Annotated in this window: 20 protein-coding genes and 1 pseudogene; 5 read left to right on the forward strand and 16 right to left on the reverse strand. The window is 36.2% G+C overall.

Annotation, left to right across the window (positions count from 1 at the left end):
- Positions 1-185: 185 nt before the first annotated feature.
- Positions 186-896, reverse strand: coding sequence for a GTP pyrophosphokinase (locus HMPREF2846_RS00290; RefSeq protein WP_002479792.1), 711 nt, complete (start codon positions 894-896; stop codon positions 186-188).
- A gap of 261 nt (positions 897-1,157) precedes the next feature.
- On the opposite strand from HMPREF2846_RS00290, the gene HMPREF2846_RS00295 reads away from it, so the two are divergent.
- Positions 1,158-2,357, forward strand: a complete 1,200-nt coding sequence (locus HMPREF2846_RS00295) for a GTP-binding protein (protein WP_070625162.1) — start codon at positions 1,158-1,160, stop codon at positions 2,355-2,357.
- Positions 2,358-2,548: 191 nt separating this feature from the next.
- Here the strand turns inward: HMPREF2846_RS00295 and HMPREF2846_RS00300 are convergent, their stop codons facing one another.
- The 5 genes from HMPREF2846_RS00300 to HMPREF2846_RS00320 all read right to left on the reverse strand — a co-directional run bounded on the left by HMPREF2846_RS00300 (position 2,549) and on the right by HMPREF2846_RS00320 (position 7,594).
- Positions 2,549-2,953, reverse strand: a complete 405-nt coding sequence (locus HMPREF2846_RS00300) for a DUF2188 domain-containing protein (protein ID WP_002479794.1) — start codon at positions 2,951-2,953, stop codon at positions 2,549-2,551.
- Between the two features lie 43 nt (positions 2,954-2,996).
- The gene (locus HMPREF2846_RS00305) at positions 2,997-4,922 is read right to left on the reverse strand and encodes an FUSC family protein (RefSeq protein ID WP_070625164.1); all 1,926 of its coding nucleotides are present in this window, start codon (positions 4,920-4,922) and stop codon (positions 2,997-2,999) included.
- 131 nt (positions 4,923-5,053) lie between these two features.
- A complete protein-coding gene (gene budA, locus HMPREF2846_RS00310) occupies positions 5,054-5,761 on the reverse strand; it encodes an acetolactate decarboxylase (protein ID WP_031262481.1) in 708 nt (235 codons plus the stop codon).
- A 94-nt stretch (positions 5,762-5,855) separates the two neighbouring features.
- Positions 5,856-6,158, reverse strand: coding sequence for a putative quinol monooxygenase (locus tag HMPREF2846_RS00315; protein ID WP_002479797.1), 303 nt, complete (start codon positions 6,156-6,158; stop codon positions 5,856-5,858).
- A gap of 161 nt (positions 6,159-6,319) precedes the next feature.
- Positions 6,320-7,594 (reverse strand): pyruvate MFS transporter, encoded by a 1,275-nt coding sequence (locus HMPREF2846_RS00320; RefSeq protein WP_002479798.1) that lies wholly within the window; start codon positions 7,592-7,594, stop codon positions 6,320-6,322.
- Between the two features lie 350 nt (positions 7,595-7,944).
- Between HMPREF2846_RS00320 and HMPREF2846_RS00325 the strand changes: the two genes are divergently transcribed.
- Positions 7,945-8,559, forward strand: a complete 615-nt coding sequence (locus tag HMPREF2846_RS00325; protein WP_070625166.1) for an undecaprenyl phosphate transporter UptA — start codon at positions 7,945-7,947, stop codon at positions 8,557-8,559.
- A 47-nt stretch (positions 8,560-8,606) separates the two neighbouring features.
- On the opposite strand, the gene HMPREF2846_RS00330 is transcribed toward HMPREF2846_RS00325, so the two are convergent.
- Both HMPREF2846_RS00330 and HMPREF2846_RS00335 read right to left on the reverse strand, forming a co-directional pair.
- The gene (locus HMPREF2846_RS00330; protein ID WP_070625168.1) at positions 8,607-9,296 is read right to left on the reverse strand and encodes an ABC-2 transporter permease; all 690 of its coding nucleotides are present in this window, start codon (positions 9,294-9,296) and stop codon (positions 8,607-8,609) included.
- Positions 9,293-10,150: an ABC transporter ATP-binding protein gene (locus HMPREF2846_RS00335; RefSeq protein ID WP_070625170.1), complete on the reverse strand. Its 858-nt coding sequence runs from the start codon at positions 10,148-10,150 to the stop codon at positions 9,293-9,295. Before HMPREF2846_RS00335 ends, HMPREF2846_RS00330 begins: the two co-directional genes overlap by 4 nt.
- Positions 10,151-10,345: 195 nt before the next feature.
- On the opposite strand from HMPREF2846_RS00335, the gene HMPREF2846_RS00340 reads away from it, so the two are divergent.
- Positions 10,346-12,298 carry a fructose-bisphosphatase class III gene (locus HMPREF2846_RS00340; RefSeq protein WP_002479802.1) on the forward strand — a complete coding sequence of 651 codons (1,953 nt, stop codon included), beginning with the start codon at positions 10,346-10,348 and terminating at the stop codon, positions 12,296-12,298.
- A 105-nt stretch (positions 12,299-12,403) separates the two neighbouring features.
- Here the strand turns inward: HMPREF2846_RS00340 and HMPREF2846_RS00345 are convergent, their stop codons facing one another.
- Entirely contained in the window at positions 12,404-15,352 is a 2,949-nt protein-coding gene (locus tag HMPREF2846_RS00345; RefSeq protein ID WP_070625172.1) for a glycoside hydrolase family 2 TIM barrel-domain containing protein, read from the reverse strand.
- Between the two features lie 87 nt (positions 15,353-15,439).
- Here HMPREF2846_RS00345 and HMPREF2846_RS00350 point away from each other — a divergent pair, with 87 nt between their 5' ends.
- Complete coding sequence (locus HMPREF2846_RS00350; protein ID WP_176745452.1) at positions 15,440-16,300, forward strand: AraC family transcriptional regulator; 861 nt, start codon at positions 15,440-15,442, stop codon at positions 16,298-16,300.
- A 93-nt stretch (positions 16,301-16,393) separates the two neighbouring features.
- Here the strand turns inward: HMPREF2846_RS00350 and melB are convergent, their stop codons facing one another.
- The 3 genes from melB to HMPREF2846_RS00365 form a co-directional block, all read right to left on the reverse strand.
- Positions 16,394-17,797, reverse strand: a complete 1,404-nt coding sequence (melB, locus tag HMPREF2846_RS00355) for a melibiose:sodium transporter MelB (protein WP_023015097.1) — start codon at positions 17,795-17,797, stop codon at positions 16,394-16,396.
- Positions 17,798-18,075: 278 nt separating this feature from the next.
- Entirely contained in the window at positions 18,076-18,969 is an 894-nt protein-coding gene (locus tag HMPREF2846_RS00360) for a VOC family protein (protein ID WP_023015098.1), read from the reverse strand.
- Positions 18,970-19,128: 159 nt separating this feature from the next.
- On the reverse strand, positions 19,129-20,196 hold the full coding sequence (locus HMPREF2846_RS00365; RefSeq protein ID WP_070625176.1) for a metal ABC transporter solute-binding protein, Zn/Mn family: 1,068 nt from the start codon (positions 20,194-20,196) through the stop codon (positions 19,129-19,131).
- Between the two features lie 343 nt (positions 20,197-20,539).
- Here HMPREF2846_RS00365 and HMPREF2846_RS00370 point away from each other — a divergent pair.
- Positions 20,540-20,821, forward strand: a pseudogene (locus tag HMPREF2846_RS00370) (GNAT family N-acetyltransferase).
- 73 nt (positions 20,822-20,894) lie between these two features.
- Here HMPREF2846_RS00370 and HMPREF2846_RS00375 read toward each other — a convergent pair.
- The 4 genes from HMPREF2846_RS00375 to HMPREF2846_RS00390 all read right to left on the reverse strand — a co-directional run bounded on the left by HMPREF2846_RS00375 (position 20,895) and on the right by HMPREF2846_RS00390 (position 26,320).
- Positions 20,895-22,676 carry an ABC transporter ATP-binding protein gene (locus tag HMPREF2846_RS00375; RefSeq protein WP_256273941.1) on the reverse strand — a complete coding sequence of 594 codons (1,782 nt, stop codon included), beginning with the start codon at positions 22,674-22,676 and terminating at the stop codon, positions 20,895-20,897.
- Positions 22,669-24,456 carry an ABC transporter ATP-binding protein gene (locus HMPREF2846_RS00380; RefSeq protein WP_023015100.1) on the reverse strand — a complete coding sequence of 596 codons (1,788 nt, stop codon included), beginning with the start codon at positions 24,454-24,456 and terminating at the stop codon, positions 22,669-22,671. Before HMPREF2846_RS00380 ends, HMPREF2846_RS00375 begins: the two co-directional genes overlap by 8 nt.
- Positions 24,457-24,503: 47 nt before the next feature.
- The gene (locus HMPREF2846_RS00385; RefSeq protein ID WP_070625178.1) at positions 24,504-25,499 is read right to left on the reverse strand and encodes a D-2-hydroxyacid dehydrogenase; all 996 of its coding nucleotides are present in this window, start codon (positions 25,497-25,499) and stop codon (positions 24,504-24,506) included.
- 149 nt (positions 25,500-25,648) lie between these two features.
- Positions 25,649-26,320, reverse strand: coding sequence for an NAD(P)H-dependent oxidoreductase (locus tag HMPREF2846_RS00390; RefSeq protein WP_070625180.1), 672 nt, complete (start codon positions 26,318-26,320; stop codon positions 25,649-25,651).
- Positions 26,321-26,367: the final 47 nt, after the last annotated feature.

Consider the following 26,367-nt stretch of genomic DNA (forward strand, 5'->3'; position numbering starts at 1 on the left):
CATATTTATGCATAAATCAAGTACTAAATATGCATTTTTCAAAGTTTTTTTAAGTTTTTTTGGATTTTTTCGGTTAAATATACCAAATAACTAATTTACCAACCATCTGAGTACCTCTGTGTACATTACATTGATTTTTTCATAAAAAAAGAAGTTGAATCTTCATAGACTCAACTTCTTTCCGATTAATCTTCATGGCTGACCTGTTTTAAAATGTCTCCATGCATTTTCTGCAACTTATACTCTACTGTTTCGATCTCTTTAGCACATTCTTTTAATGTATCTTTATAAACTTCTGTATTTGTCGCATTTTTATAACGTAATTTATGTTCAAGGCTGGCCCACATATCCATACCAATCGTACGGATTTGAATTTCGACTGGTACATACTCAACCGTATCTGTTAAGAACACCGGTATTGATACTACAAGATGTAAACTGCGATAGCCATTCTCTTTAGGATTTTCTATATAATCTTTACGTTTTAATAATTTAACATCAGCTTGTCTTAATAATAAAGAAGCTACGACTTCAATATCTTCCAAATAATTACATACCACACGAATTCCAGCGATATCTGTAATATTTTGACGTGCAGAGTCAGTCGTTACTGGCAATCCCCTTGTTTCCAGCTTACGTACTAAACTGCTGATTTCTTTAACACGTCGTTCCATATGATGAATTGGATTATGTTCATATAAGATTTGGAAGTCATTATCTAAAATACTCAACTTCGTACTGACTTCTTCTAACGCTGATGCATACAAATGATGTAAGCTCACAAAGTCCACGAGCTCTTCAATTCGATAATTTTGTTCTTGAAACTTTGTGATATTACGTTTTAAATCTTCCTTAAGCGCATTAAGGTTAAGTGTTTCTCTTCTCTCTACATACATAATAATCCCCCGTTCTTCAGACATCTTTATTATAACGAAGTTTGTAGTTAAAATTAATTATTTGTAATTCACAAACGAATATTTGCGCATAAATTTTCAAAAGATACAAAACGAGTCTCTGCATATTTAATAGACAATTCTTTATTTTTAAACATTCATAGTTTAGGTTCATCACCTTGCGCACCGTTCTTTTTTTCTATACAATATAAATCGTAATAATTACGATTAAACGCGTGTATATATAAATAGGAGGATTTATTTATGGCTAAAATACCAGTAACGGTACTGAGTGGGTACCTTGGTTCAGGTAAAACAACTTTATTAAACCATATCTTACAAAATAGAGAAGGCTTACGCATTGCGGTCATTGTTAATGACATGAGTGAAGTGAATATTGATAAAGACTTAGTAATTGAAGGCGGGGGCATTTCACGTACTGATGAAAAATTAGTGGAACTTTCTAACGGTTGTATCTGCTGTACATTACGTGAAGACTTATTAAAAGAAGTTGAAAATATTGTTAAACGTGGCGGCATTGATCAAATCGTGATTGAATCAACAGGAATTTCTGAACCTGTACCTGTCGCACAAACATTCTCATATATCGATGAAGAACTTGGTATCGATTTAACAAGCATCTGCCGTTTAGACACAATGGTTACTGTTGTTGATGCGAACCGCTTCATCAACGACATCAAATCAGAAGATTTATTAGTTGACCGCGATCAAGGTACAAGTGAAGAAGATGAACGTACTATTGCTGATTTATTAATTGACCAAGTCGAATTCTGTGACGTTTTAGTCTTAAACAAAACAGACTTAGTTTCAGAAGAAGAATTAAACAAACTAGAAGGTATTTTACGCAAATTACAACCAACTGCGAAATTCATCCGTACACAAAATTCAGTAGTTGAACTGAGCGATGTGTTAAACACTGGCTTATTCGACTTTGAAGCTGCATCAAACTCTGCAGGCTGGCTTCAAGAATTAACAGAAGGCGGTCATGCGACACATACTCCAGAAACAGAAGAATACGGTATTGCTTCATTTGTATATGAACGTCGAATGCCATTCCACGCAGAACGTTTCCATAAGTGGTTAGAAAATATGCCGAATACAATTGTACGTGCTAAAGGTATTGTTTGGTTAGCACAATATAATCATGTGGCGTGCTTAATGTCACAAGCAGGTTCTTCAGTCTCTATCCATCCTGTTACTTTCTGGGTTGCGGCAATGTCTGAAGCACAACAACGTGAAATCTTGCATGAACGTGAAGATGTGCGTGAAAACTGGGATCCTGAGTTTGGCGACCGCCATACACAATTTGTGATTATCGGTACAGACTTAGACCAAGAAGTATTAACAAAATCATTAGATGAATGCTTACTAACAACAGAAGAATACGATCAAGATTGGTCTCAACTACCAGAACCTTATGGATGGCAAATCACACAAGCATAAACAACAGTATATTAGACAAACGAAAGCCTCTTAACGCAATTTGTTAAGAGGCTTTCTTCTATAATAACGTATCTGTTGCTCCCTTGATTCACAATGCAACGCGCTCAGTTTCTTATTATATTGCATACTGTGAATCGGTACTTTTAAAATACCCAAGTCCTGTTTTAAATAATCATTATCGTGCACTTAATTTAAGATTTAACATGTACTTTTGTGCCACGGTTATCTGCGATTTCATTGGCACGTTTAACCGCTTCTTCTTTCTTATCATAACTATCTGCAGCTTGTTTCGCACCATGCGTTCTGACTTTCCACTCGTTATCTTCTTTATAGACTTCGACATCATTTTCATTTAATTCCGGACGTGCGTCTTTATCTTTTTGATGACTTGTAATATTTTTATTTTTTAACTCATCAAGTTCTTCTTTCGACGCATTTTTATACCATTCTTCAGCTTGTTTTGTCGCAATCGGAATCAATGTACCTTCGTCATAACCATCTTTTAACATCGCATTACCGATATCAATCGCTTTCTTGCGTTCTAACTTATCTAAGTTCTTCCAAGTATTTGGATAGTCATCTAATGTCCAAGGCATATAACGCCCTCCTCTTCAATATCACTTAATATTGCTATACCACTTATTGAGGATCTCCAATCTTGTCTGAATTTCTTAAACGTGCATATTGTTGGATATTCAACAGCGCAGTGCGAATATTCGTATATTGCGGTAAAGAAGGTAAGCCTGTACCTTGATAAAGCGGTACATGTTGTTCAAAGTGCGTCGCGATACCTTCAAACGCAATTAAATACTGACCCATAACGACATCATCAATCGTTTGCGGTTTTGGATTGTTTTGCGCTCTTGATAACATAAAGCTGATTTCTTCTAACGCAAAGATAATTGGATAATACGCACTGATTTTTGTACTATCCGCAAATAACTCACCATGTGCGTTTTGGTACATACTATTCATATTGCTTAGTTTGATACGTAATTTTAATTCATTGAACTTCGGTGCTTGTTTTGCTAAATGTTCATTTCTTGAGAAGACATAATAGAAGAAAGACATTTCATAACGAACCACTTCAGCAATCGCATCTGGTAATGTTTGCGATGCATTTTTTCTGCCGAGTATTAAGAGACCGATGACTGCGATAATCACACCGATAACTACATCTACAACCCTTGGTAAAGCAATTAAAATAGATAACTTGCCTGATGCAAGGCCGTTCAACATAATGACTTGCGTTGTAATGAAAATCATCGCTATCGCATAATTCGCACCGATAATAACTTCAGTAATCGTCGCACTTAACGCAAGTACAATAATACTAACAATCATATGCGGGTGAAGGGATAAAATAACGGTCAATAAGAAGACCCCGATAAACGTACCAATTGTTCTGGCAACGGCACGTTCCATACTATGAATCGTATTCGTTCCAATCAGTATCGTATGTGCCGTCAATGGAATCCAATACGCTTTATCAAAATCAAACATCAACGCGATAAAGATGGCGGCACCCATAATCATGCTGTAACGTAAAGTATTCATTAATACGAGTGAATCTAATGTTAAGTTATATTTTAACTGTTGTCCGTATAATGGTTGTCTTAGATTCGCTTCGTATTCAATTTGGCCTGTCGGACTATGTAAGATTTCATCTGTACGATAAATCTGTTTTTCTAAACGTTGAAAGCTAACCGGCAGCTCTATTTTTTCTCTCCACTGCATGATTTCTTGTTCTTCTAACCTTGAAGAAACACTTCGTTCAATATACTGCATCATTTCAATTAAAACATCTGGTAATGTTTCGACTTCTTTAGTCTTCAACTCTAACAATTCAGCAAAGATACCTTCTGCGTTATTATGCAGTAAATATAAACGATGTAATTGTTCAGATTGTTTCTTATTAGAAGTAAAAGAAGTAATCAGCTGTTTATCTGTAGATTTAAACTGATTGACCAACTGCTCAGTATTTTTCTTGAATTTCTCACTGTCTGCGTATTCTTTAACAAGTTTTAATAAGCTTTGATACTCCGCTTCAATGGCACGCTCTTGTGTATTTTTCTCTTGTAATTTTAACAGTATTGCTACAACTGCTAACGCAAAGATACCGCCGATAAATACAAAAACGCCACGTGTCAATGCTTGTTCCGGCGCAATCGGCATGTTAATCGGTAACGCAAACGTTACAATGAAGAAAGTTGCTGAAGGACCAGGAATTTCTAAAGCACTGAATATGTAGTATGCTACAACAGTAACAAGCAGCAACAATATTCCAAACAGCAACGGTGTTGCAACTGTCAGTGTTCCAAATGTAATACATAACGCAAACCCGACAGCACACCACCATAAAATACGTAATTTAGATTTATCAGATCCGCCAAAGACATAAATGTTAGCCAATGTCCCTGTCGCTATTAATAAACCAAATTGGAAGTAACCTAACAGATATCCTAACAGTAACGGTGTCAGCATCAATAAGCCTTGTCTTATTCCTTTACTGTAATTCACATTGTGTTTATTAAATTTAAATAGCGACTTGATATAGTGCGCCATACGATTTCTCCTTTCAAATATTAAAGTCATCTATCTTTTAATTTATCAGATGGTCATGTCCTATATGAAAATAAAAAACGCCAGAACATAATACCCGCGTATTATATCCTGACGTTAGGATGTTGTTTCGCTTATTCTGCCATTCTGATTTCTTCATCGATATTTTCGTAATCAATATCTGCTTCTAAGAATGCTTCATCTTTAGTTGGGAAGTGTTGCTCGAACGTTTCTGCATCAGAAATTTCTACACTGCCTCGTTCTAATTCAAAGCCTAAAATATGGCCGCCTACTGTACGGTCTTGGTCCACGAAATGTAAATGGAAACCTGCTGAACCAACACCATGGAACAGTTCAGGTGTGAAGAAACCGACAATTGTACCATTTAAATAATCATAATGGTGTTCTGGTTGGCGATTCACTGATTCCATTAATCGCGTATATGGCGGCTCTTGTTTCGGCATCATACGTACATGGACATGATTGAAACTGCCTGTGATACGGATTGCTGAGAATAAGTTGCGGCTCTTCATGCGTTCCATAATTTGATCGTACAATTCATCTTGAGTTGTAACATTCAACACTTCAAATGCCTGTGTAGGGTCAAATTTCGTAATGGTCGCAAACGGCAACATCTCATGACCGTCTAAGTGTCTGAAACCGCCGTATTCATCTGCGTGATAAGCGTTACCGTTAATAAAAATGACTTCACCGTCGCAACCTGTCAATGTACCGATGCCCATATCTCCTTGTTCAAGCATCTCATCTACAGATACTGTGCCTTGAAGCATTCCAGCCATTAACGTCGCCAAAGTTCCATGTTGGTAAATCATACTCTTCATTCTCCTTACTGATTTGACATGACAGACATCTTTATGTCTTTGTCTATTTATGTCCTATTATAGCACTAAAGTCATGCCCTGCCTTATTTGTTGCTTAATTTTCTGTGAGTGTTTCTTGGTTATCAAAGACAATAATTTCTGGCTCATCTAGACAAAGTTGTACGATTTCTTGCCAATACACTTGGAAATGATCAGATTTCTTATGATTTTCAAAGCCTTCTTCACAACTCCATTGTTCAATAATCGCAAAGGCATTTGGGATATTCGCATTTTCATAATGTTCATAGCTGATATTTGATGCTTCAGCTTGTGATGCTGCGACTAATTGTCCCATTAATTGTGTATATTTATCATAATTCATATCGTTGACTTTTGTTTTAACAATTACTGTAATCATATTTTCCCTCTCCAATTTCTATATTTTACCAGTACTTTCTTTCCCCTAAAATAATTCAACGAACCATAATAAAATTAAAAGGTCATGCTACGCTTGATAAGACCCTTTCTCTCATTCATCGTAACATGACCTGTATTTACTATCTTATTTTATACTTGTGCTTACATTTTAGAACGATTGACTACAAGCGGACTATCTGGTTTAACGAAGAACCACATTAATATAGCTATCGCAACCAAAATAATTAATGATTGTAATGTCCAAGTCCAACCGATCAAATCAGCTAAAATACCAGCGATTAATGGACTTAACATCGCACCGACGTTACCCCATAAGTTCATCCAACCTGAAACTGTACCTGAGAAGTTACGTCCGATGTCAGCAGCTGCTGCCCAGCTCATACCAGTAGTGACACCCATACCGCTTAAGCATACTGCTAACCAAGCGATATTCACTTCTAATACTTCACTGCGGATTGCGAATAATAAACCAATACTAAAGACAACCATACCTACAATCGCAATTGAACCACGAGCGACAAAACGTGATTTGCCAGCTTGTAAAATTCTATCTGAAATTGCACCAGCAATCATGATACAAATAAACATCGCAAGCCATGGCACCCCTGCCAATAAGCCTAATGCTGTATATTTAACATGATATTGTTCCATTACGTAAGTCGGTAACCAAATTAAGAATAAACCAACAATAAATTGTACTACGAAATATTGAACTGCAATCGCATAGAAACTGAAATGTTTAAAGAATGCGCTCCATGGTGCAGATTGTTTTTCACCTGCATCAACCACGTCACGACCTTGAATGATATAACGTTTTTCAGCATTGTTAACCATTTTATGTTGTTCAGGTAAGTCTTTTGCGATAATCACCCACAATAACGCAATCACAAAACCAACTGCCCCGAAGATATAGAATACGGCTTGCCAGTTAAATAAACTTACAATCCATACTGTCACGATCGGTGCGATAACCGGACCGAAATATGACCCTGCAAGTAACGCACTAGATGCACGCCCTTTTTCATTTTTAGTAAACCAATATGAGTTGAATACTGCGTTCGATGGATACATCGGCGCTTCCCCTACACCGAATAAGAAACGCACAGTATATAATAAACCGTGGTTCTTAACTAAACCAGTTAAAATCGTAAATGCACTCCACCAAATCAACGCAATCGTCAACATTTTTCGCGGTCCGAATTTTTCCGCAAGAATACCGGATGGGACTTGCATCATGGCATAGCCCGCTGAGAAGAATGTTGCTAATAAACCAAACTGAGCCTTCGTCATATGTAAATCTTCCATCATTGGTGCCGCAATTAAGGAGATGTTAGATCTGTCCATATAGGCAATAACCCCAATAATAAAGAACGCAAATGCGAAGAACCATCGTACGTTACTCTTTCTTTCACTCATAGATATCCCAACTTTCTGTGTTCAAAATACATTAGGTCATCATATGACCTAAGTTGTTCTAGTAAATATTACCACTATTTGAAACCGTTCACAATAACTTTTTTACAGAAATTTGAACACTATGAATGACACAATATTATTTTGTTATTTATAAAACACCTCGAATAAACCATGATTACGCCTGACTTTTACGATTTTTAAATTTGGACATGCTTATGCTGGATATATAAATAGATGTTATTTGGTTCTATTTTTAGTACAATATAGCTTGGACACAAAACCACAGGTGTTCTTTAAATAAAATTAAAACATTATAAAACTTGTACATAAAAAGGAGTCATCGCATTACCATGGAACAAATACTGACTGACTTTATTTCGCGTTGGGGATATCTCGCAATTTTCATTTTAATTCTTGCTGAGAATATCCTGCCTTTCGTGCCTTCAGAAATTGTGCTGACTTTCGCAGGTGTATTAGCCGCAAAATCACATATTTCTATTTGGCTGCTATTGATTATCGCAACAGTCGCTTCATTTATGGGGCTATTGATTCTGTATTACATCTGTAGCTTAGTTAATGAACAGAAACTTTACCGCTTCGTAGACAAATACGGTAAATGGATTAAACTTAAAGGTAAAGACGTTGAACGTGCCAACAATTGGTTTAAAAAATACGGTGCAATCGCAGTCTTTATCTGTCGCTTCGTTCCAGTCTTACGTGTATTGATTACTATTCCTGCAGGCGTCAACAAAATGAACATCGTCACATTTGCGACATTGTCATTAGTCGGCACAACAATTTGGAACTTCGGTTTAATCTATTTAGGTAAATCGTTAAGCGATAACTGGCACGATATTTTAAATGTAATGCATACATACTCATATATCATGTATGCTATTATCGCAATTGCGTTAGTATACTTTGCTTACCCTTACATTGCGAAACGCCGTCATAGACAAAACTAAACAATACGAAAACAAAGCACACTTCAAAAAAATGAAGTGTGCTTTATCTATTTGTTATGATTTATTTTGATTTTTTTGAAATTCTGATTTTTAAACTTGTTCAAACCTATGAAGTAACCAAACAGCGCAAGTATTAGCGCAAAGACAAGGAAGATAGACATGCGTCCCAGTTCAAAACCAGTATGCTGCATGGCATCATTACCTGAGCCATACATATAACCGCCAATGATAAGTGTTACAGTGTTATACACGAGATATGTAACTACTATAATTCCTGTGATAATCATTTGAATTATATTCGATTTATCTGCACCAACCACATAGGTACACGGATAAAATAATGACACTAACAAACAAATTCCTATCCCTAACATGATAGCTGAAAGGGATTCCGTAATAGTACCGAAGCCTAATAGATATCTGCCTGCAAAAATAAACAGAACAATGGCTAACCCTAATCCAGCAGACAGAAAATAATATGCATAATGTGCTTGTACAATTTCTTTGCGACTGACAGGTAATGTAATCGCATATTTATACCAACCCACTGCTGCTTCATTTTTCAAATTATCAGTCGCAGCTGAAACAGAAAACATTAAAATGATTAAACTGATTAACGGTTGAAACCCTTCTAAATCCACAGCTGTGAACCCGATACCTAACAATAAACCGATACCTAGGTAGATCCACAATGCTTTCTGAGTTGAATAATACTGACTATAAATTAAACCCTTCATATGTCTTCACCTCTTAAGATTATTTTGTTGACTTGATCAATATACTCGATAGGTTCTAAATCAAAAGATAAAGTACGTTCATTTTTTAACACAATCGCTTGAACTTCACCTAAGTGGTGTTTTTTTGCCAACACATCTTCGTCTTCAAGTTTTTCAAATTCTGTTTCATCACATGTTAAACGTGCATAATTGTTGAATAATGCTGCTTTGTCAATTTGCGTATAAACTTGGCCATGTCTCAGAAAAACTAACTTTGTCGCTAAGCGGTCAATATCTTCCGCAATATGAGATGTCATCAACACACCACGATTGCTATCATGTACGAACTTTTCAATTTCATCTTGAATCTCATCACGACTTGCTGCGTCTAATCCTGCTGTCGCTTCGTCTAAAATCAATAAACGGCTTTTGTGTGACAATGCGACTGCCATAGAGAGTTTCATAGACATACCTCTTGAAAAGAATTTAACTGCCTGTTTTTCTGGCAGTTCAAAACGCTGGATATAATCATTAAACAAAGTACTGTCAAAATGGCGGAACACCTTTTGAAACATACGATTCAACTTATCAACGGTCATATTTTTAGTGAAATTCATGGAATCAAATACAACACTTATGTCATTTTTGTAAGCTGTATCTTCAGGTGAGACACGTTGACTGAAAAAATAGATTTCTCCGCTAGTTAAAGGATAATCTCCCACAATCATACGAATTAACGTTGATTTGCCTGAACCATTTTTGCCGATTAAAGCGACAATTTCACCTGGATCAACTTGAAAGGAGACATCATTGATGGAGAAGCGGCTATTAGAAAACTGTTTCGTTAAATGATGTACTGATAATAATGGTGTCATAAGACCTCCTGATATTTTTATGTTATTTTTATTTTAACATAGCTGATTCAAATATTTAGTTTATTTCTCTATTCTCCCTCTTTCTAATCCAACCACACATTATTTTTTCGTTTTTTTAAAACGTCACCATTGAAAAATTGTTAAAAAAGTACAATAATCAAATGTAAGCGCTATTATTAAACCCAGGAGGCACAAATGATTACCAACGAACGTGAACTTAAAAATAAGTATTTCGATTTACTTGCAGAGAAATTCAACCATGAAGAACAACTTGCATCAGAAATTATCAGTCTAGAATCTATTTTAGAATTACCAAAAGGTACAGAACACTTTGTCAGTGACTTACATGGAGAATATGAATCTTTCCAACATGTCTTACGTAACGGTTCAGGCAATGTTCGTACGAAAGTCAACGACATCTTCAAAGATAAAATGTCGAACCAAGAAATCAGCGATTTCACTGCTTTAATTTATTATCCAGAAGATAAATTAAGAATGGTTAAAAGCAGCTTCGAAACAAAAGAGCCATTAAACCGTTGGTATGAAACACGTATTGACCAAATGATTCAAATGGTTCAATATTCCGCTTCAAAATATACACGTTCTAAATTACGTAAAGCATTACCTAAAAAGTTTGTTTATATTGTCGAAGAGTTACTTTATAAAACCAACGAACTTGAGAATAAAACACCTTACTACAATACGTTGATGCGTCAAATCATCGAAACTCAACAAGCAGATGATTTAATTATCGGTTTATCTTACACAATTCAACGTCTAGTCGTAGATCACTTACATGTTGTCGGTGATATTTATGACCGTGGTCCTGAACCTGAAAAAATTGTAGAAACATTAATCAACTATCATTCTGTTGATATCCAATGGGGCAACCACGATGCGATTTGGATTGGTGCCTATGCCGGTTCTCGTGTCTGTCTAGCTAACATCTTACGTATTTGTGCACGTTACGATAACTTGAATATCGTTGAAGATGCTTACGGTATCAACTTACGCCCATTATTAAACTTAGCTGAAAAATACTATGGTGATAACCCAGCTTTCCGTCCAAAATTACGTTCTGATTCTAACTTATCTGAACAAGAACAACTTCAAATCACTAAAATTCATCAAGCCATTGCGATGATTCAATTCAAATTAGAAATGCCGATTATCAAACGTCGTCCTTCTTTCGAAATGGAAGAACGCTTAGTCTTAGAACATGTTGACTATGATAACTTAACGTATACATTACATGGCCAAACACATGAATTAACAGATACATGTTTCGTGACAGTAGATCCAGAAGATCCAGCTAAATTATTACCAGAAGAACAAGAGGTCATTGATAAATTATTAGTTTCTGTACAAGAATCAGAAAAGCTTAAACGTCATATGACATTCTTAATGGATAAAGGTTCACTTTACTTACCTTACAACGGTAATTTATTAATTCACGGCTGTATCCCGATTGATGAACATGGCAATATGGAAGGCATGGAAATTGATGGCACATTCTATGCTGGCCGTCCATTATTAGACCAATTCGAAATGTATATGCGTAAAGCATTCCGAAATAAAGATATTACCGACGATTTAGCAACTGACTTAGTTTGGTATTTATGGACAGGTAAATATTCTTCATTATTCGGAAAACGTGCCATGACAACATTCGAACGTTATTTCATTAAAGATAAAGCAACTCATAAAGAAGAAAAGAACCCATATTATTCACTACGTGAAGACCCTAAAGTTGTAGGCAAACTCTTAGAAGACTTTGATTTAGATCCTGAACAAGGTCATATCATTAACGGGCATACACCAGTCAAAGAAATTGATGGTGAAGATCCGATTAAAGCCGACGGTAAAATGATCGTCATTGATGGCGGCTTCTCTAAAGTGTATCAATCTACAACAGGTATTGCGGGTTATACGTTACTGTACAACTCTTATGGTATGCAGCTAGTGGCACACCAACACTTCAACACGAAAGAAAACGTATTACGTTACGGTGCAGATGAATTATCTACAAAACGTCTTGTCGATAAAGAACTTCAACGTAAACGTATCCGCGATACGAACACAGGACAATTCATCAAAGAAGAAATCCGCAACTTAAAAGAACTTATGTCTCATCGCTATACAGATTAATAACCATAAAGAAAAGCAGAAGGTTGACTGATTAAACGTCACCTTCTGCTTTTTTGTGGTTATATCTTATTTTTATAGCTTGTGATTTGTCTCGTGTACTAGGATTTAAGATAATGTATTGAACTCCAATGTAAAGTTTAAATGATACTCTGCATCATCCATACGATAACGTTCTGGTAATTCCGGTCCACAACTGTTTGTACCGATACCACTTTGACCGACATCGATATTAACATATGTGTAACCATCTAAGTGTAATTGATCCGCATGTTCTACTGTTGTAAGTTGCGCATCTGAATAAGGTTTCGCATTGAAACTGAATGGTGTTTCAGCGTTAAACGCAACTTGTGTTGTTGTATTGTTTAATGTCACATGTGTTGTATTATTGTGACTGCCGTCTTCTTGCGGTCTGATATGCGGCCAGAAATTATCATTGACTGTAGAAACAAAGTAACCTAAATGACTCGCAAGCTGCTTATCTTCATAACTGCTGAAGGGTCCATGACCATAGTATGCTAATTTTTGATAGTCATTTGATAACTTGAATTCTAAGCCAAGTCTCGGTAAGAACGGCTTACGCGCATTCTTCTCAAGTTCTAAATCCGCTTCAATCTTACCATCCGCATGCACTAACCAAGTTAAAGTACCTGTTAAGATTTTCGGCACACGTTTATGCACAATACTGATTTGGAATTGAATACTTACGCCGCCTTCAGATTCGACAATCGAATAATCATATACACGCGTATGCGCATGTTCGTAACCCATTTCTTCCCATTGCTTACGAATATTAATGTCATTATCTGTCGGTGCACGCCAAATGCGGATTGCAGTAGGTTCATGAAGCACGAGCTTACCTGCTTGTGTAACGTGCGTTAATGAAGCAGTTCGCGTATCAAACGCATAATCACTATTCTCTCCTGAAATGTGAATAGTATGTGCTGTATCATCCACTGAAACTTGATAAGCAGCTTCATGCTCTGTTACTGTTTCAAATTCCAAACGTTCTTGAACGATTTGATCATGACCTAAAATTGTTTGATCTTTAAGTGAAATATACTCTACTAAAATATCACTGATTTGGTTTAAAATCGCTTCATCAATAAACGTCTGCAGTTCCACAGAAATTTCAGTATGTGGTTCAAATCCTGTTAAATCTGCATACTCTTCATATTGTTCACCTGATAATGTCGTAATCGTAAAACGTAATTGCAAGACTTCATCTGCATCAATAAAATCGAGACGATTATAAAACGTTAACGTCTGTTTATCATAATGAGATAAAATCACCGGACGATTCACTTGTTGGAATTCATAATAACCTTCGTGCGGCGTTCTATCTGGCGACACGATACCATCTACACAGAAGTTGCCGTCATGTAAATCTTCTCCGAAATCTCCGCCATAACGAAAGACTGGTTGCGCTTCATCTTGACTGATATTTACTGCGTGGTCGCACCATTCCCAAACAAACGCACCAATAAAGCTTGGATACGCTTCTAATAATTCATGATATTCTAAAAGACCGCCTGGTGAATTCCCCATCGCATGTGCATACTCGCATAAGATAAAGGGTTGTGTAATATTTTGATTATCTAAATAACGCTCTTTAATTTCCTCAGGTGACGGATACATACGACTGATCATATCTAGTTTAGAGAAATCTTCCCCACCTTCTGCGTAAAAGGCACTTTCATAATGGACCGGACGTGTTGCATCTAAATCCTTCGCAAGTTCAGCTGCTTTCTCAATATTGACACCATATCCAGATTCATTACCTAATGACCACATAATAATAGATGAGAAGTTGCGCAGCGGTACAATAGACGCTTCAATCCGATCTAAAATCGGTGCTTCGTATTGCGGATCACCAGCGATAATATTAAAGTCTTTAGTATTTTCATCTCCATAAAACAGCACTACGCCATGTGTTTCTAGATCCGCTTCACTCATCACGTAGAACCCGTATTCATCAGCTAACTCATAGAAGCGAGGCGCTTTCGGATAGTGTGCTGTACGAATCGCATTAAAGTTGGCTTGTTTCATTAATGTCAAATCTTCATGCATTTGCGCTTCAGTTAAGACATATCCCGTTTCCGGGTTACTGTCGTGATAGTTAGCCCCACGCAATTTCACAGATTTACCATTAATCCATAACTGTTGATCTTTAATTTCAACTTCACGTAAACCGACCTGTTCAGTGATAACTTCATCCGCAGTAGTGATGACTAGCGTATAAAGGTAAGGTGTTTCAGCACTCCAAAAAGCAGCATCTTCTACATTTAATACTAAAACATCTTCATTTGTCCCTTTTTGTTCAGTAATGACGCCACCTTCTTGGTCAAGCAGCGCTACTGTATAATCAGGTTTACCATTTACTTGCGTCACATCTAAATGGACTGCACCTGTTTGTACAGCTGTATCGACTGTCGTTTGAATCGTATAATCTTCAATACGATTGTTAGGACGTTCTACAATATACACATCTCTGAAGATACCTGAATGTCTAAACATATCTTGATCTTCAAAATACGTACCATCTGAATATTTAACGACTAATACTTGAATCGTATTGTCTCCTTCTTGAACAAAAGATGTGACATCAAAACGTGACGCACTGCGTGAAACTTGGCTGTAGCCTACAAATGTATTATTGATCCATACATAATACGCACTGCTGACACCGTCAAAGTTCAACACAAATTGATGGTCATTGTCATAGATAGAATCGATGGTAAAGTTGCGTTCATAATAACCACATGGATTATCTTCTGGTACATACGGCGGATCAAATGGGATTGGATATTTAATATTGACATATTGTGTTTGGTCAAATCCATGTAAATTCCACACAGACGGTACCGGTAAAGTTTGTGTCGCTTTATGACGGCTTGCTTCAAACTCTGCCACACTGTTGAAGAAACCGAAGTTCCAGTCACCAGATAATTGTGTTACAGAAGTATTGTGTTGTTGCGGCTTTGGGATAAAATAAGCGGCATAAGGTAATGTATTAACATGTAATTGTTCTAAGTTATAGTGTAAATCTAATTTCAAGGTATGACCCTCCTAAGTATTTTTCAAAAATTATATAATTTTGTTAAATATACGTGTTATAATGGCTCTATCATAGAGAGAAAGAGAGTGAGACAAGTGCAAGTCTTTTGGACAAAACTTAAAAAAACAAGCTACGAAGCCCAAGTTGATGAATGCGGCAAAGAAAACTTATACGTAGGTAACGGCTATGAATATGAAGTCACTAAACCTGCTGTCTTGCATATCGTGACACAAGGAACCGGCACCTTTACTGTGAATGATACGACTTACCATTTAAAGAAAGGTGATGTCTTCTTATTGCTCAAAGGCATGCATGTCAAATATCATGCGACAGGAGAAACACCTTGGCATTATATGTGGGTCGGCTTCAGCGGCACGCATGCCATCAGCTTTATTACACGTACTTCTTTATCAGATGAATTCGTCCTCTTAAATCAAAACACTGAAACACTGTTTAAATTAATCTTTAAAATCTGCATTCTGGCAAACAGCCATACCCCTGAGGACACCCACGATATCTTACTAAAGATAAGACTATTTGAATTGTTATATTTCCTAACACAACAAAACCAAAAAGAAATTGTAATTCCTGATCAACGTGAAGCAACAGATTTAAAAGATGCTTTAGAATATTTCAATGACAACTTCAAAAGCAAAGATACTACTGTTGATAATGCTGCTCAAATCGCAAACATGAGCCGTAGTCAGCTCTATAAACGTTTCAAAAAGCAATTTGGCGCTTCACCAAGTAGATATCTCACCGATCTTCGTATGGCTTTTGCGGCTGAACAGCTGAAATTCACAAATAAAACTGTGCAAGCCATTGCAGATGAACTTAATTATGATGTGTCACTTGCTTTCTCCAAGGCTTTCTCTAAGTACTTTAACTGTCCACCTACGCAATACCGCAAAAATTATAAGGCCAGAAAAGCATTGCAATCTGAATAAATGAAACTATCAAGCAGCTACTTTTTTGTTGCTGTAAAACAAAAGCAGTGGATAGAGTTATGAATGAAAGCTCTAACACTGCTTATTGTATTGTTACAGTTTTTCTTCTTTATGAATCGGCGGACGTCCTTCTCTTTTACGTTTAAATTCAAGTGTTTGTTGAATATCACGTAAGAAATCGCCTTTTAAGTTGAAGGCTTTATGATATAAAATACTACAAATGATGATAAAGAAGATTGGTACTCCAATCATACCGATTCTGATACCCCAGATTGTATCTGTTGTTTGTTCAACATTTGGCACATAACCAATCATTGATAAACCGACACCGACACTTAATCCCGCAAATGCTTGTGCTAATTTTACTAAGAATGTTTGTGTTGATGTGATGACACTTTCGTTACGTTGACCGAATTTCACTTCACTGTAGTCGATTACGTCAGCTAACGCGACTGTGTTGATTCCGACAAGTGTACCTGTACCGAAGCGGATACATGCACCGCCAATAATTACCCAGATTGCTGCGTGCGGCGCAATAAAGCCTGCAAGCAAGATAACTACTAAACCAATAATAATTCCAAATACAGCGTAGTTGAATACTGCACTACGTCCGACTTTCTTAACTAAGTATGGGAAAATCAATAATGATCCCATTTCCATAATAATCATTGTGTTAAAGACAGAGAATAAGCTTTCTACGCCTGCCACATATTTAAAGTAATACAAGATAATTGCGTTAATCATTTGTCCACATAAGTTGAATGCTAAGATTACACCAATTACCGCAAGCAACTCTTTGTTTTTAAAGAGAATACGCCAAATATCTTTAAAACGGACTTTAATTGCGTTTTGTCTTTCAATTTCAGTGTCTTCATGAACGAAGAATACTGTAATACCGATAGTAATGATAAATGTAATACTACAGATGATTGCAAGCGCAAAAATACCTGCACCTCTGAACGGTTGACCTAAGAAATCGTCTAATTTATGGATAAACATTAAACCGAAGCTTCCGATCACAAATGCTGCAAAGCTCGCAAAGAAACGTGGCACTACCGCAACTTCTTCACGTTCACGCGGATTATTTGTTAGGTTCGGCAACCAAGACCAGTATGGGATGTCCATAATGGTATAAGTCATACCCCATATGATGTACATGATTGAGATATAAATGTACATGCCGTTGCCTGCGAAATCAAAGTTTGTGAAGAGTAATACTGTGATGACAGCGTTAATTAATGTACCGATAACGAGCCATGTTTTGAATTTGCCGAAGCGGTTGTGTGTATTATCAACAATCATGCCCATAATCGGGTCGTTAATCGCATCCCAAATACGTGCTGCGAAGAACAACACTCCGACGAATGCGGGTGAGAGTCCAACAATGTCCGTAATATAGAACATTAAAAACAAACTGACAATATTAAAAATGGCGTCCTTTCCTACTGTTCCGAATCCAAATGCATACTTTTCAAAGCGCGTTAATTTTCTTTCCAATCCTTTCACCTCTATCTATAGATTGTTATTTCTGGTGTTGTCTTTGTACCTTCAAATAATTAATTTTCTATTCATGTAAACGTTATCATTTTTCTGAAAACAATAGAATATCCAAATCTTTCTTTTATATGTCCAAATGTTTCGAAGTTAAAATATTTATGGCACTTTGAACCTTTAAAAAATAATTCCTCATCTTGTTATTATCATTATTCAAACGAAAAAACCCCTGTCACTTACTCTAAATAAGTAAGTACAGGAGTTCTTTTATATAACTGATATTATAATTTCAATGGTTTAAGATTTTGCGTTAAAGCTTCGCGTCTATCTTCGTATTGTGGCGGTAATTGAAGATGTTGACCTAATTGATCTTTCGGCTCATCTACCGCAAAGCCTGGACCATCTGTCGCCATTTCAAATACGATGTCACCTTTTTCTTTGAAGTAAATCGCTTTGAAGTAGTTACGGTCTTTAACTTCTGTCACAAAGTAACCATGGTCTTCCATGTGTTTTTGCCATTCTAAATGTTCTGCTTCTGTTGGGATAGACCAAGCCACATGATGCACTGTACCTACACCGAATAAACCTTTTGGCAATGGTTGTGCAGACATAATGATTTGGTGTTTTTCTTCGCCCTCTGTTTCTAAGTGGATTTTAGAAGGGTTTTCGTTAACAACTCTTAATCCCATATCATCAACTAATGTACTGCGAGTACCTGCTGGATCTGCAGATAATAGTTCTGTACCATGGAAACCTATAATAGCATTATCTTCAGCTTCTTCTTGTCCTTCAACTAATGCTAAAGCTAGTCCATGCACATCATTAAATTCTAATGTTGCTTCGTCGAACAAACCAGAAATTTTAGTTTCAATACCTTGTTCATTTAAATTTGCTTCCCAAGCATCCATTGAGCCTTTAGGAATTCTGAATGCGATACGTCCAACCTGTCCGCTTCCCACTCGACCTTTATGTTGATTTGGCCAGTTAAAGAATGTCATTACCATACGTTTGTCGTCATCTTGTCTTGAGAAGTATAAGTGATAAACACCTGGGTCATCGAAGTTTACTGTTTGTTTAATCAATTGTAAGCCAAGTACATTACGATAGAAGTCTAAGTTCTCTTGTGCGTCACCTACAATTGCTGAAATATGATGTATGCGTTTAATATTTTCCATATATGGAAACCTCCTTTATTCAGTATAATTATTATACTTACTTTGTTAAACTCATTATAACACTAGTATAATTTTTATACCAGTATTTTGTTTCATGTAAATAAAAAAAATACGCACTTCCGATTTAACCGGAAATGCGTATCATAAACGTTAATCACATTAGTTGTCTAAAGCTTTTTTCAGTGACTCGATGTTTTTCTTCATTAATGATTGATAAGTAACATCTTTATCTTTTGATTCATCTTTTGTTAAAACTGATAAGTTATGGAATGGTAATGGTTTCGTGTTAGTTTCTTTTCTGATGATATCTGTCACTTTAGAAGTGATGTTTTGTTCGTATAATACATATGGTTGTTTTTCTTTCTTGATATCAGAAACGATAGCCATTAATTCTTTTTGTGTTGGTTCATCGTTGTTCATGCCGTTAATACCTTCTTGTTCGAAGTCATAACGTTTAGCTAAGTAAGCTAATGAATCGTGAGAGATAATCACTTTGTCGCGTTTTTTGTTTTTAGAAACGTCTTTTAATTCTTTATCTACATCTGAGATGTCTTGAACTAATTTTTTGTAGTTCTTTTCGTAGTAATCTTTGTGATCAGGGTCTTTTTTCACAAATTCATCTTTGATTTCTTTCGCAAATGTTTTATCTGCTACTGGATCTAACCAAATATGTGGATCGTATTTGCCGTGGTGATGATGGTGTTCTTCGTGATCACCATGCTCTTCATGTTCACCGTGTTCTTCATGATCACCGTGTTCGTGGTGTTCACCTTCTTCATGGTCACCATGTTCATGTTCGTGTTCATGCTCATGTTCTTCACCAGGAAGAATCGCGTTTTTGTCTAAGCCTTTTGTTAACTCAAGCACTTTCTTGTTGTCTTTAATTGTTTTCGCAATTTTACCCGCTGCTGGGTCCATTTCTTTGTCTGTATAAATAAATAAGTCGCCTTTAGAAATGTTCATGATTTCTTTTTGTGTTGGTTCAAAACTATGTAAGTCTGTACCTGGTGGGTAAATTGATTTCACATCTGCATATTTACCGCCGATTTGATCCGCAAAACTTTGGAATGCGAATACAGTTGTGTTAACTTTCATCTTATTGCTTTCGCTGTACTTAGCATCTTTACTGTCTTTATTACCGCTCTCTTTGCTGCTGTCACCATTACCGCAAGCTGCTAATACAACTGTTAAGACTAAAGATAATATTATGAAAAGTGTCTTTTTCATCTTAAAAGGTCCCTCCAAATCGTAATCATTATGTTTTAAACTATACCCTTAAATACACTAAATTGCAATGGTATTCATGAAATCTTTTAGATTCTCAGAATTCTGAAATTTTCAACCTAATATTTTATAATTAAAAAACAGTTAGGTTCACTATTCATATAAACATTAAAGAGAAAAGTACTCTTTTTAATTTGACTCTAATTATTTTGTAAATTTATAAATTAAAGAAAACGCTTACATTAAAGAAAACATATAATTTTTGTAATAACCCTTGTTTCTGACCCGCTTTGTTTTGTACCATTTAGATAGGAGTAACATTAAATAGATAAAGGGGATTATGACTATGACAGATTTAAAGCAAGGCGACCATAAGTTCTTTATTGGGGAAGAAAGTTCACCGAGCGCCATCATTGAATTCAGAGATGAGTAAGAAAATGTGATTGATATTTTCCATACTGCTGTCAGTGATGAATTAGGCGGCCAAGGTATCGGAACGAAACTCGTTGAAAAAGTAGTAGATTACGCGAATGCAAATCAACTTAAAATCACTGTGAGCTGTTCATTCGCAAGACGTGTGATTGAACAATTCCCAGAGTTTAAACTATTCTTAGCTGGTAAGGAATAACACTTACATAAACTAAAGAGAAGCACCTAAAGTTCAAACGGCTTTAGGTGCTTCTTTTGTTACGCTTATTCTTTTATCCATTTTGCAGCAAATACATATTATAATAAATGCCTTTTTGCGCAAGTAATTCTTCATGGGTACCCCGTTCGACTATCGCACCTTGATTTAACACTAAAATTTGATTTGCATCTTGAATCGTCGACAATCGATGTGCAATTGCGAGCGTTGTACGTCCTTTACGCATATCTTTCAATGAGTTTTGTATTTGTTCTTCTGTTTCAGAATCAATAAAAGCAGTTGCTTCATCTAAAATAAGAATTTTAGGGTCAATTGCCATCGTTCTCACAAATGCGATTAACTGACGTTCACCACTAGAGAATGCACTACCCTTCTCTATTACTTTATGCTCATATTGATCTGGCAGTTGTTCAATAAAGCGATCAGCATGCACAAATTCTGCAGCAGCTTTTGCTTGTTCGAATGTCATTGTTGGATGATATAAGCGGATGTTAGATAAGACTGTTCCATAGAAGATAAACGGATCCTGCAGAACCAGTCCTACTTTTTGTTTCAATTCTTGCTTTGGAATTGATTTGATAGATTGACCATCAATTAATATTTCACCTTGATGAAATTCATAAAAGCGCATAAATAAATTAATAATCGTACTTTTACCAGAACCTGTATGGCCTACAAGCGCTATTGTTTCACCAGGATTAGCAGTAAATGTAATATGTTTTAATACATTGTGTTCTCCATCATAACTGAAGGTTACATCTTTAAATTCAATTTTACCTTTTGTGATATGATGGTCAACGATTTCATTTTGTTTAGGTTCTAATGTGTCGTTATCTAGTAATGTAAAGACACGGTTAGCTGCGACAATAGCTTGTTGGAATATATTCAAATTTTGACTGACTTGGTTAATAGGTTCGAAAAAGCGCTGCATATATTGTACGAACGCATAAACAACCCCTGCCGTCACAGTCGAAGAGAAGCTTAATAATCCGAAATAACTTAGTATCATTACTGTCGCAAAGATACTTAACATACCGATGGCTGGACGTAATAATAGACCATCTAGGCGAATCGTTTTCAAGTTATATTGATAGTGCTCTTCGTTAATTTCATCAAATTCTTTTTGTAGTCTGCGTTCTTGGTTAAAGACTTGAATCATACGGATACCTTCAATAGATTCGGCAAGTTTCGCGTTCAAATCAGATAACCGTTGACGTGCTTGCGCAAAGAATATTGAAGCATATTTACGATATAAAGCTAAAATAATGATAATAATCGGCATAAAACATAAAGCCATTAACGCAAGTCTGACATCTAGAATAAACATCATAATAAAACTTGAAATGACTGTAAATAATGCCATCATAAAGGAAGAAAAAACCCCAACAAACATGTTGACGATGGCTTCTGTGTCATTCGTTAATCGTGACACGATACTTCCACTTGGCACCTCATCAAAATACTTCATGCCGAGTTCGCCCATTTTATCAAACGCATCAATACGTAATTGTTGGATAATTTTAAATGCGAAGTTTTGGAACATATAAATGTTAATATATGTTGTTATCGCACCAATCAATTCAATGCCGATAAAGATAACAATCATCCAAATGATTTCATGTTGTGGAAAGTGTCTTGGTGTAAAGTAATCATCAATAAACACTTTCACAATATAAGGCACCGCCACACCTGCTGCTGTGGAAATCCCAAGCATCACAAAGGCAGCTAAAATCAACCATTTAAACGGAAAGGTATAACGCATCAAGCGCATTAATGTATGCCACTGATCACGCGCACTGAGCTGATTATCACCATGCATTTTCTGTCTTCTAGCCATGATAATCACCCTCCTCTTCATGTGCCGCTTCATCTAACTTTTTAGTTAATTGGTCGCGTAATTGTTGTGACTGATAAGTTTTCGCATACCAACCTTGATTGCGCATCAATTGTTCATGTGTCCCTTGTTCTGCCACTGTACCTTCATCCATCACGATAATTAAATCCGCATGACTCACTGCACTCATACGATGGGCAGTAATAATATTCGTTTTGCCTTGTCTTTGGTCTCTCATATTATTAAGAATATGTTCTTCTGTATCTGCATCAACCGCTGACAAAGAGTCATCAAACATCAAGACAGGCGGATCCGAAATGACTGCACGTGCGATAGAAACACGTTGTTTTTGACCTCCTGATAATGAAACACCACGTTCTCCAACAATCGTGTCATACCCTTGAGGGAAATTTAAAATATCATGATGAACATAGCTGGTCTCAGCTGCTTGTTGAATTTGTTGTTTTGTACTATTCGGTGCCGCAAAAGCAATATTTTCTCGGATAGTTGTAGAGAATAAGAAGTTGTCTTGCGGTACATAACCAAACATCGCACGTAAATGTTGGATTTCATAATCACGGATTGGAATACCGCCATAAGTAATATCTTCAGGACGTTGCGTATCAAATTCACGTACTAACAGTCGTAATAACGTACTCTTTCCTGAACTTGTACGCCCAACTATACCGACAGTCATACCTTCTTCAATAGTAAAGTGTACATCTCTTAACGAAGGATGCTCACTGCCCGGGAAAGTAAAAGATTTAATTTGATAAGTGATGGGTCCTGATGGATAACCATTTACTTTATAAGTTAAATCTATTTCATTTTCTGTGTCTAAAATACCACTAATTCTTTCATAGGATGCATGACCTCTTTGAATAATATTAAAGAAGAAACCTAACGCAAGTAACGGCCACACTAACATACCGAGATACGTTGTTGCGGTAATTAACTGACCCAACGTAATTGTATGATTGAAAATCATAAATGTACCAAACACTAACGCGAGGAAGTAACTTGTACCAATCACTAACATAATCGTTGGACTGAATAAGGCATCAATTTGCGCAACTTTTAAATTTTTTCGAACCACATCATCACTGATAGTTTTAAAGTCCTTTTGGTCACTTTTTTCATAACCCATTGTTTTAGTAACTTTAATACCAGCAATACTTTCTTGTGTCTTATCATTTAAACGACTGAATGCCGCTTGTGCTTTTTTAAAGCCTTTGCTCATCAAACGACCATAATAACTTGTTAATAAGACTAAAATAGGTAAAGGCAGCATAATTATCAACGTCAATTTCCAGTTGATTGTCAGTGCCATCGTAATTAAAATTGATGTTCCTGTAATTAAAGAGTCGCCAATCATTAACACCCCTGGACCTGCGGCACCTTGAACAGCATTAATATCATTGGTCGCATGGGCCATCAAGTCACCTGTTCGACGTCTTTGGAAGAAAGATGGACTCATAGAAGTATATTTCTCATATAAACGGTTACGCAAAATCTTCCCTAACTTATTACTTGTTCCAAAAATCAGAACACGCCAAGAGTAGCGTAGAATATAAATCATCACTGCCGCAAAAGCAAGTATCATCATATAAGTAAATAGCTGCCTTCCCGTTAAACGATCAGCTGCAATCGCATCAATCGTTTTACCGATGATTTGCGGCGGAATAAGCTGAAATAATGCGATAAAGAGTAATACTAATAGCCCGCCAATATACTTCAACTTCTCTTGTTTAAAAAACCAGCTTAAATGCATAAACACTTTCATCTCATCACTTCCTCCTTTCTTTTATCTTTTTATTTATCAACAGCATTTTAATTAACTCTTGTTTGTGCATCTCCTGTTTCTAACACTTCCATAGTACTGTTCAATCCGCCTTCAGCAAGATTTTTTACAGCTTCGTGTGTAAAGAATGCGATGTGAGGAGAAGCTAACACATCATTACGTTCAATCAACTCTAGTAAGGTTTCATCTTGAACCTCTTTATTTGAAAAATCTCTTCGGAAATATTGCGCCTCATTTTCATACGTATCGATAACAGCACCCGCTACTTTACCACTATTCAATGCATCTAGCAAAGCTTGTGTCTCAACAACCATACCACGTGCGCAGTTGACAAAGATCACACCATCTTTCAAATGATTAAATGCTGCTTGATTGAACATATGGTACGTCTCTTTATTTCCCGGGACATGAAGTGAAACGATATCTGCTTGTGCGATTGCCTCTTCTAACGAATCTTTAAATTCAACAATATTTTCTAATTCCGGCTTATCTTCGATATCGTAACCAACGACTTTACAACCGAAATTTGAGAACAATTGCGCTGAAATACTACCGATGCGTCCTACACCGATAATCGCTACGGTTAAATCTTTGACAGGACGTGAAATCAATGGTGCATCCCATACAAAGTTATGATTCTCCATACGTTGTTTGATAAGTGGCAACTGTCTCACAAAATACAAAGCGCCTGTGACTGCATATTCAGCAATAGAACTTGGTGAATAGCTGGGTACTGTTGTAATGATTAAATTATGTGCTTTGGCTTCTTCTAAGTCATACATATCGAATCCAGCACTGCGTTGTGCAATTTGTTTAATACCATAGCTTTCTAATTTACTATAAATCTCAGGATTGAATGGTCCATTATGAGATAATGATAAGCCATCATATCCTTTTACTTGTTCAATATTGTCCATAGTTAAAGGATTGCTTTCATAATCCACTTCTACTTGGTGTTCTGCAGACCAATTTTTAATTGCGTCGATTTCATAAGGTGCGACATCAAACATTTTTATTCTTACCATCTTAAAACTCCCCTTTAATATGTATTACATCTTTATAAATCAAGAATATAGGTAATATTATAGCATTGAAACAAAGGTAAAAAACACAAGATTCAGACAATTAAAATAAAAAGACTCAAGCTGTTAAAGCTCAAGTCTTTCATAAATAACTATTCAAGCCATTCAATGACATCTTCATATGCTTGACGAGTTTTGGCACGTTTCGGATCTTCTGCACGATAACCGAAAGCTACCATAACGGATGGTAAGAACTCATCTTCATTCATAATTCCTTCATCAGAAAGCAATTGTGTGACTTCTTTCATACTGAAACCTTCAATTGGACAAGAGTCTACACCTAAAAATGCGGCTACTGACATCATATTACCTAAGGCAATGTATGTTTGTTTACTTGCCCAGTCCCATAATGAACGTTCACTTTCATATAAATCCAAGCTATCATTTTGGAACATTTCATAACGTTTATTCATATCTTCTAATACATCATCTGGTACATTTTTTATTTCTTTCATAATATGTGTTAAATATTCTGTACCCGGACGTACGTTTTTACGCGCAAGTAAAATCACAAAGTGTGAGGCTGTATCTAATTGGCCTTGTGCACCCCAAGATACTTTTTTTAATCTTTGACGTAAGTCTTCATTTTGAACGACTAAAAAGCGCCACGGTTCCGCACCGATTGAGCTTGGTGAAAGACGCCCAGCTTCAATAATGGTATGGAAATCTTCCGCATTCACTTTTTTGTCTGGATTAAAACGTTTTGTCGCATGTCTAAAATTAAATGCTTGTAAAATTTGATCGCGTATTGCTTGTTGTTCCATTACTATTTTCGCTCCTCATCTTATGTAGTCACCTATAGTATAGTGAA

Origin of the sequence: Staphylococcus sp. HMSC056G08, assembly GCF_001812305.1 — a bacterium.
Classification (GTDB): domain Bacteria; phylum Bacillota; class Bacilli; order Staphylococcales; family Staphylococcaceae; genus Staphylococcus; species Staphylococcus simulans.

Coding starts and splice junctions, on each gene's coding strand:
- HMPREF2846_RS00290 (WP_002479792.1), bottom strand. CDS start 896: ATGTATGTAGAGAGAAGAGAAACACTTAACCTTAATGCGCTTAAGGAA.
- HMPREF2846_RS00295 (WP_070625162.1), top strand. CDS start 1,158: ATGGCTAAAATACCAGTAACGGTACTGAGTGGGTACCTTGGTTCAGGT.
- HMPREF2846_RS00300 (WP_002479794.1), bottom strand. CDS start 2,953: ATGCCTTGGACATTAGATGACTATCCAAATACTTGGAAGAACTTAGAT.
- HMPREF2846_RS00305 (WP_070625164.1), bottom strand. CDS start 4,922: ATGGCGCACTATATCAAGTCGCTATTTAAATTTAATAAACACAATGTG.
- budA (WP_031262481.1), bottom strand. CDS start 5,761: ATGAAGAGTATGATTTACCAACATGGAACTTTGGCGACGTTAATGGCT.
- HMPREF2846_RS00315 (WP_002479797.1), bottom strand. CDS start 6,158: ATGATTACAGTAATTGTTAAAACAAAAGTCAACGATATGAATTATGAT.
- HMPREF2846_RS00320 (WP_002479798.1), bottom strand. CDS start 7,594: ATGAGTGAAAGAAAGAGTAACGTACGATGGTTCTTCGCATTTGCGTTC.
- HMPREF2846_RS00325 (WP_070625166.1), top strand. CDS start 7,945: ATGGAACAAATACTGACTGACTTTATTTCGCGTTGGGGATATCTCGCA.
- HMPREF2846_RS00330 (WP_070625168.1), bottom strand. CDS start 9,296: ATGAAGGGTTTAATTTATAGTCAGTATTATTCAACTCAGAAAGCATTG.
- HMPREF2846_RS00335 (WP_070625170.1), bottom strand. CDS start 10,150: ATGACACCATTATTATCAGTACATCATTTAACGAAACAGTTTTCTAAT.
- HMPREF2846_RS00340 (WP_002479802.1), top strand. CDS start 10,346: ATGATTACCAACGAACGTGAACTTAAAAATAAGTATTTCGATTTACTT.
- HMPREF2846_RS00360 (WP_023015098.1), bottom strand. CDS start 18,969: ATGGAAAATATTAAACGCATACATCATATTTCAGCAATTGTAGGTGAC.
- HMPREF2846_RS00365 (WP_070625176.1), bottom strand. CDS start 20,196: ATGAAAAAGACACTTTTCATAATATTATCTTTAGTCTTAACAGTTGTA.
- HMPREF2846_RS00375 (WP_256273941.1), bottom strand. CDS start 22,676: ATGGCTAGAAGACAGAAAATGCATGGTGATAATCAGCTCAGTGCGCGT.
- HMPREF2846_RS00380 (WP_023015100.1), bottom strand. CDS start 24,456: ATGAAAGTGTTTATGCATTTAAGCTGGTTTTTTAAACAAGAGAAGTTG.
- HMPREF2846_RS00385 (WP_070625178.1), bottom strand. CDS start 25,499: ATGGTAAGAATAAAAATGTTTGATGTCGCACCTTATGAAATCGACGCA.
- HMPREF2846_RS00390 (WP_070625180.1), bottom strand. CDS start 26,320: ATGGAACAACAAGCAATACGCGATCAAATTTTACAAGCATTTAATTTT.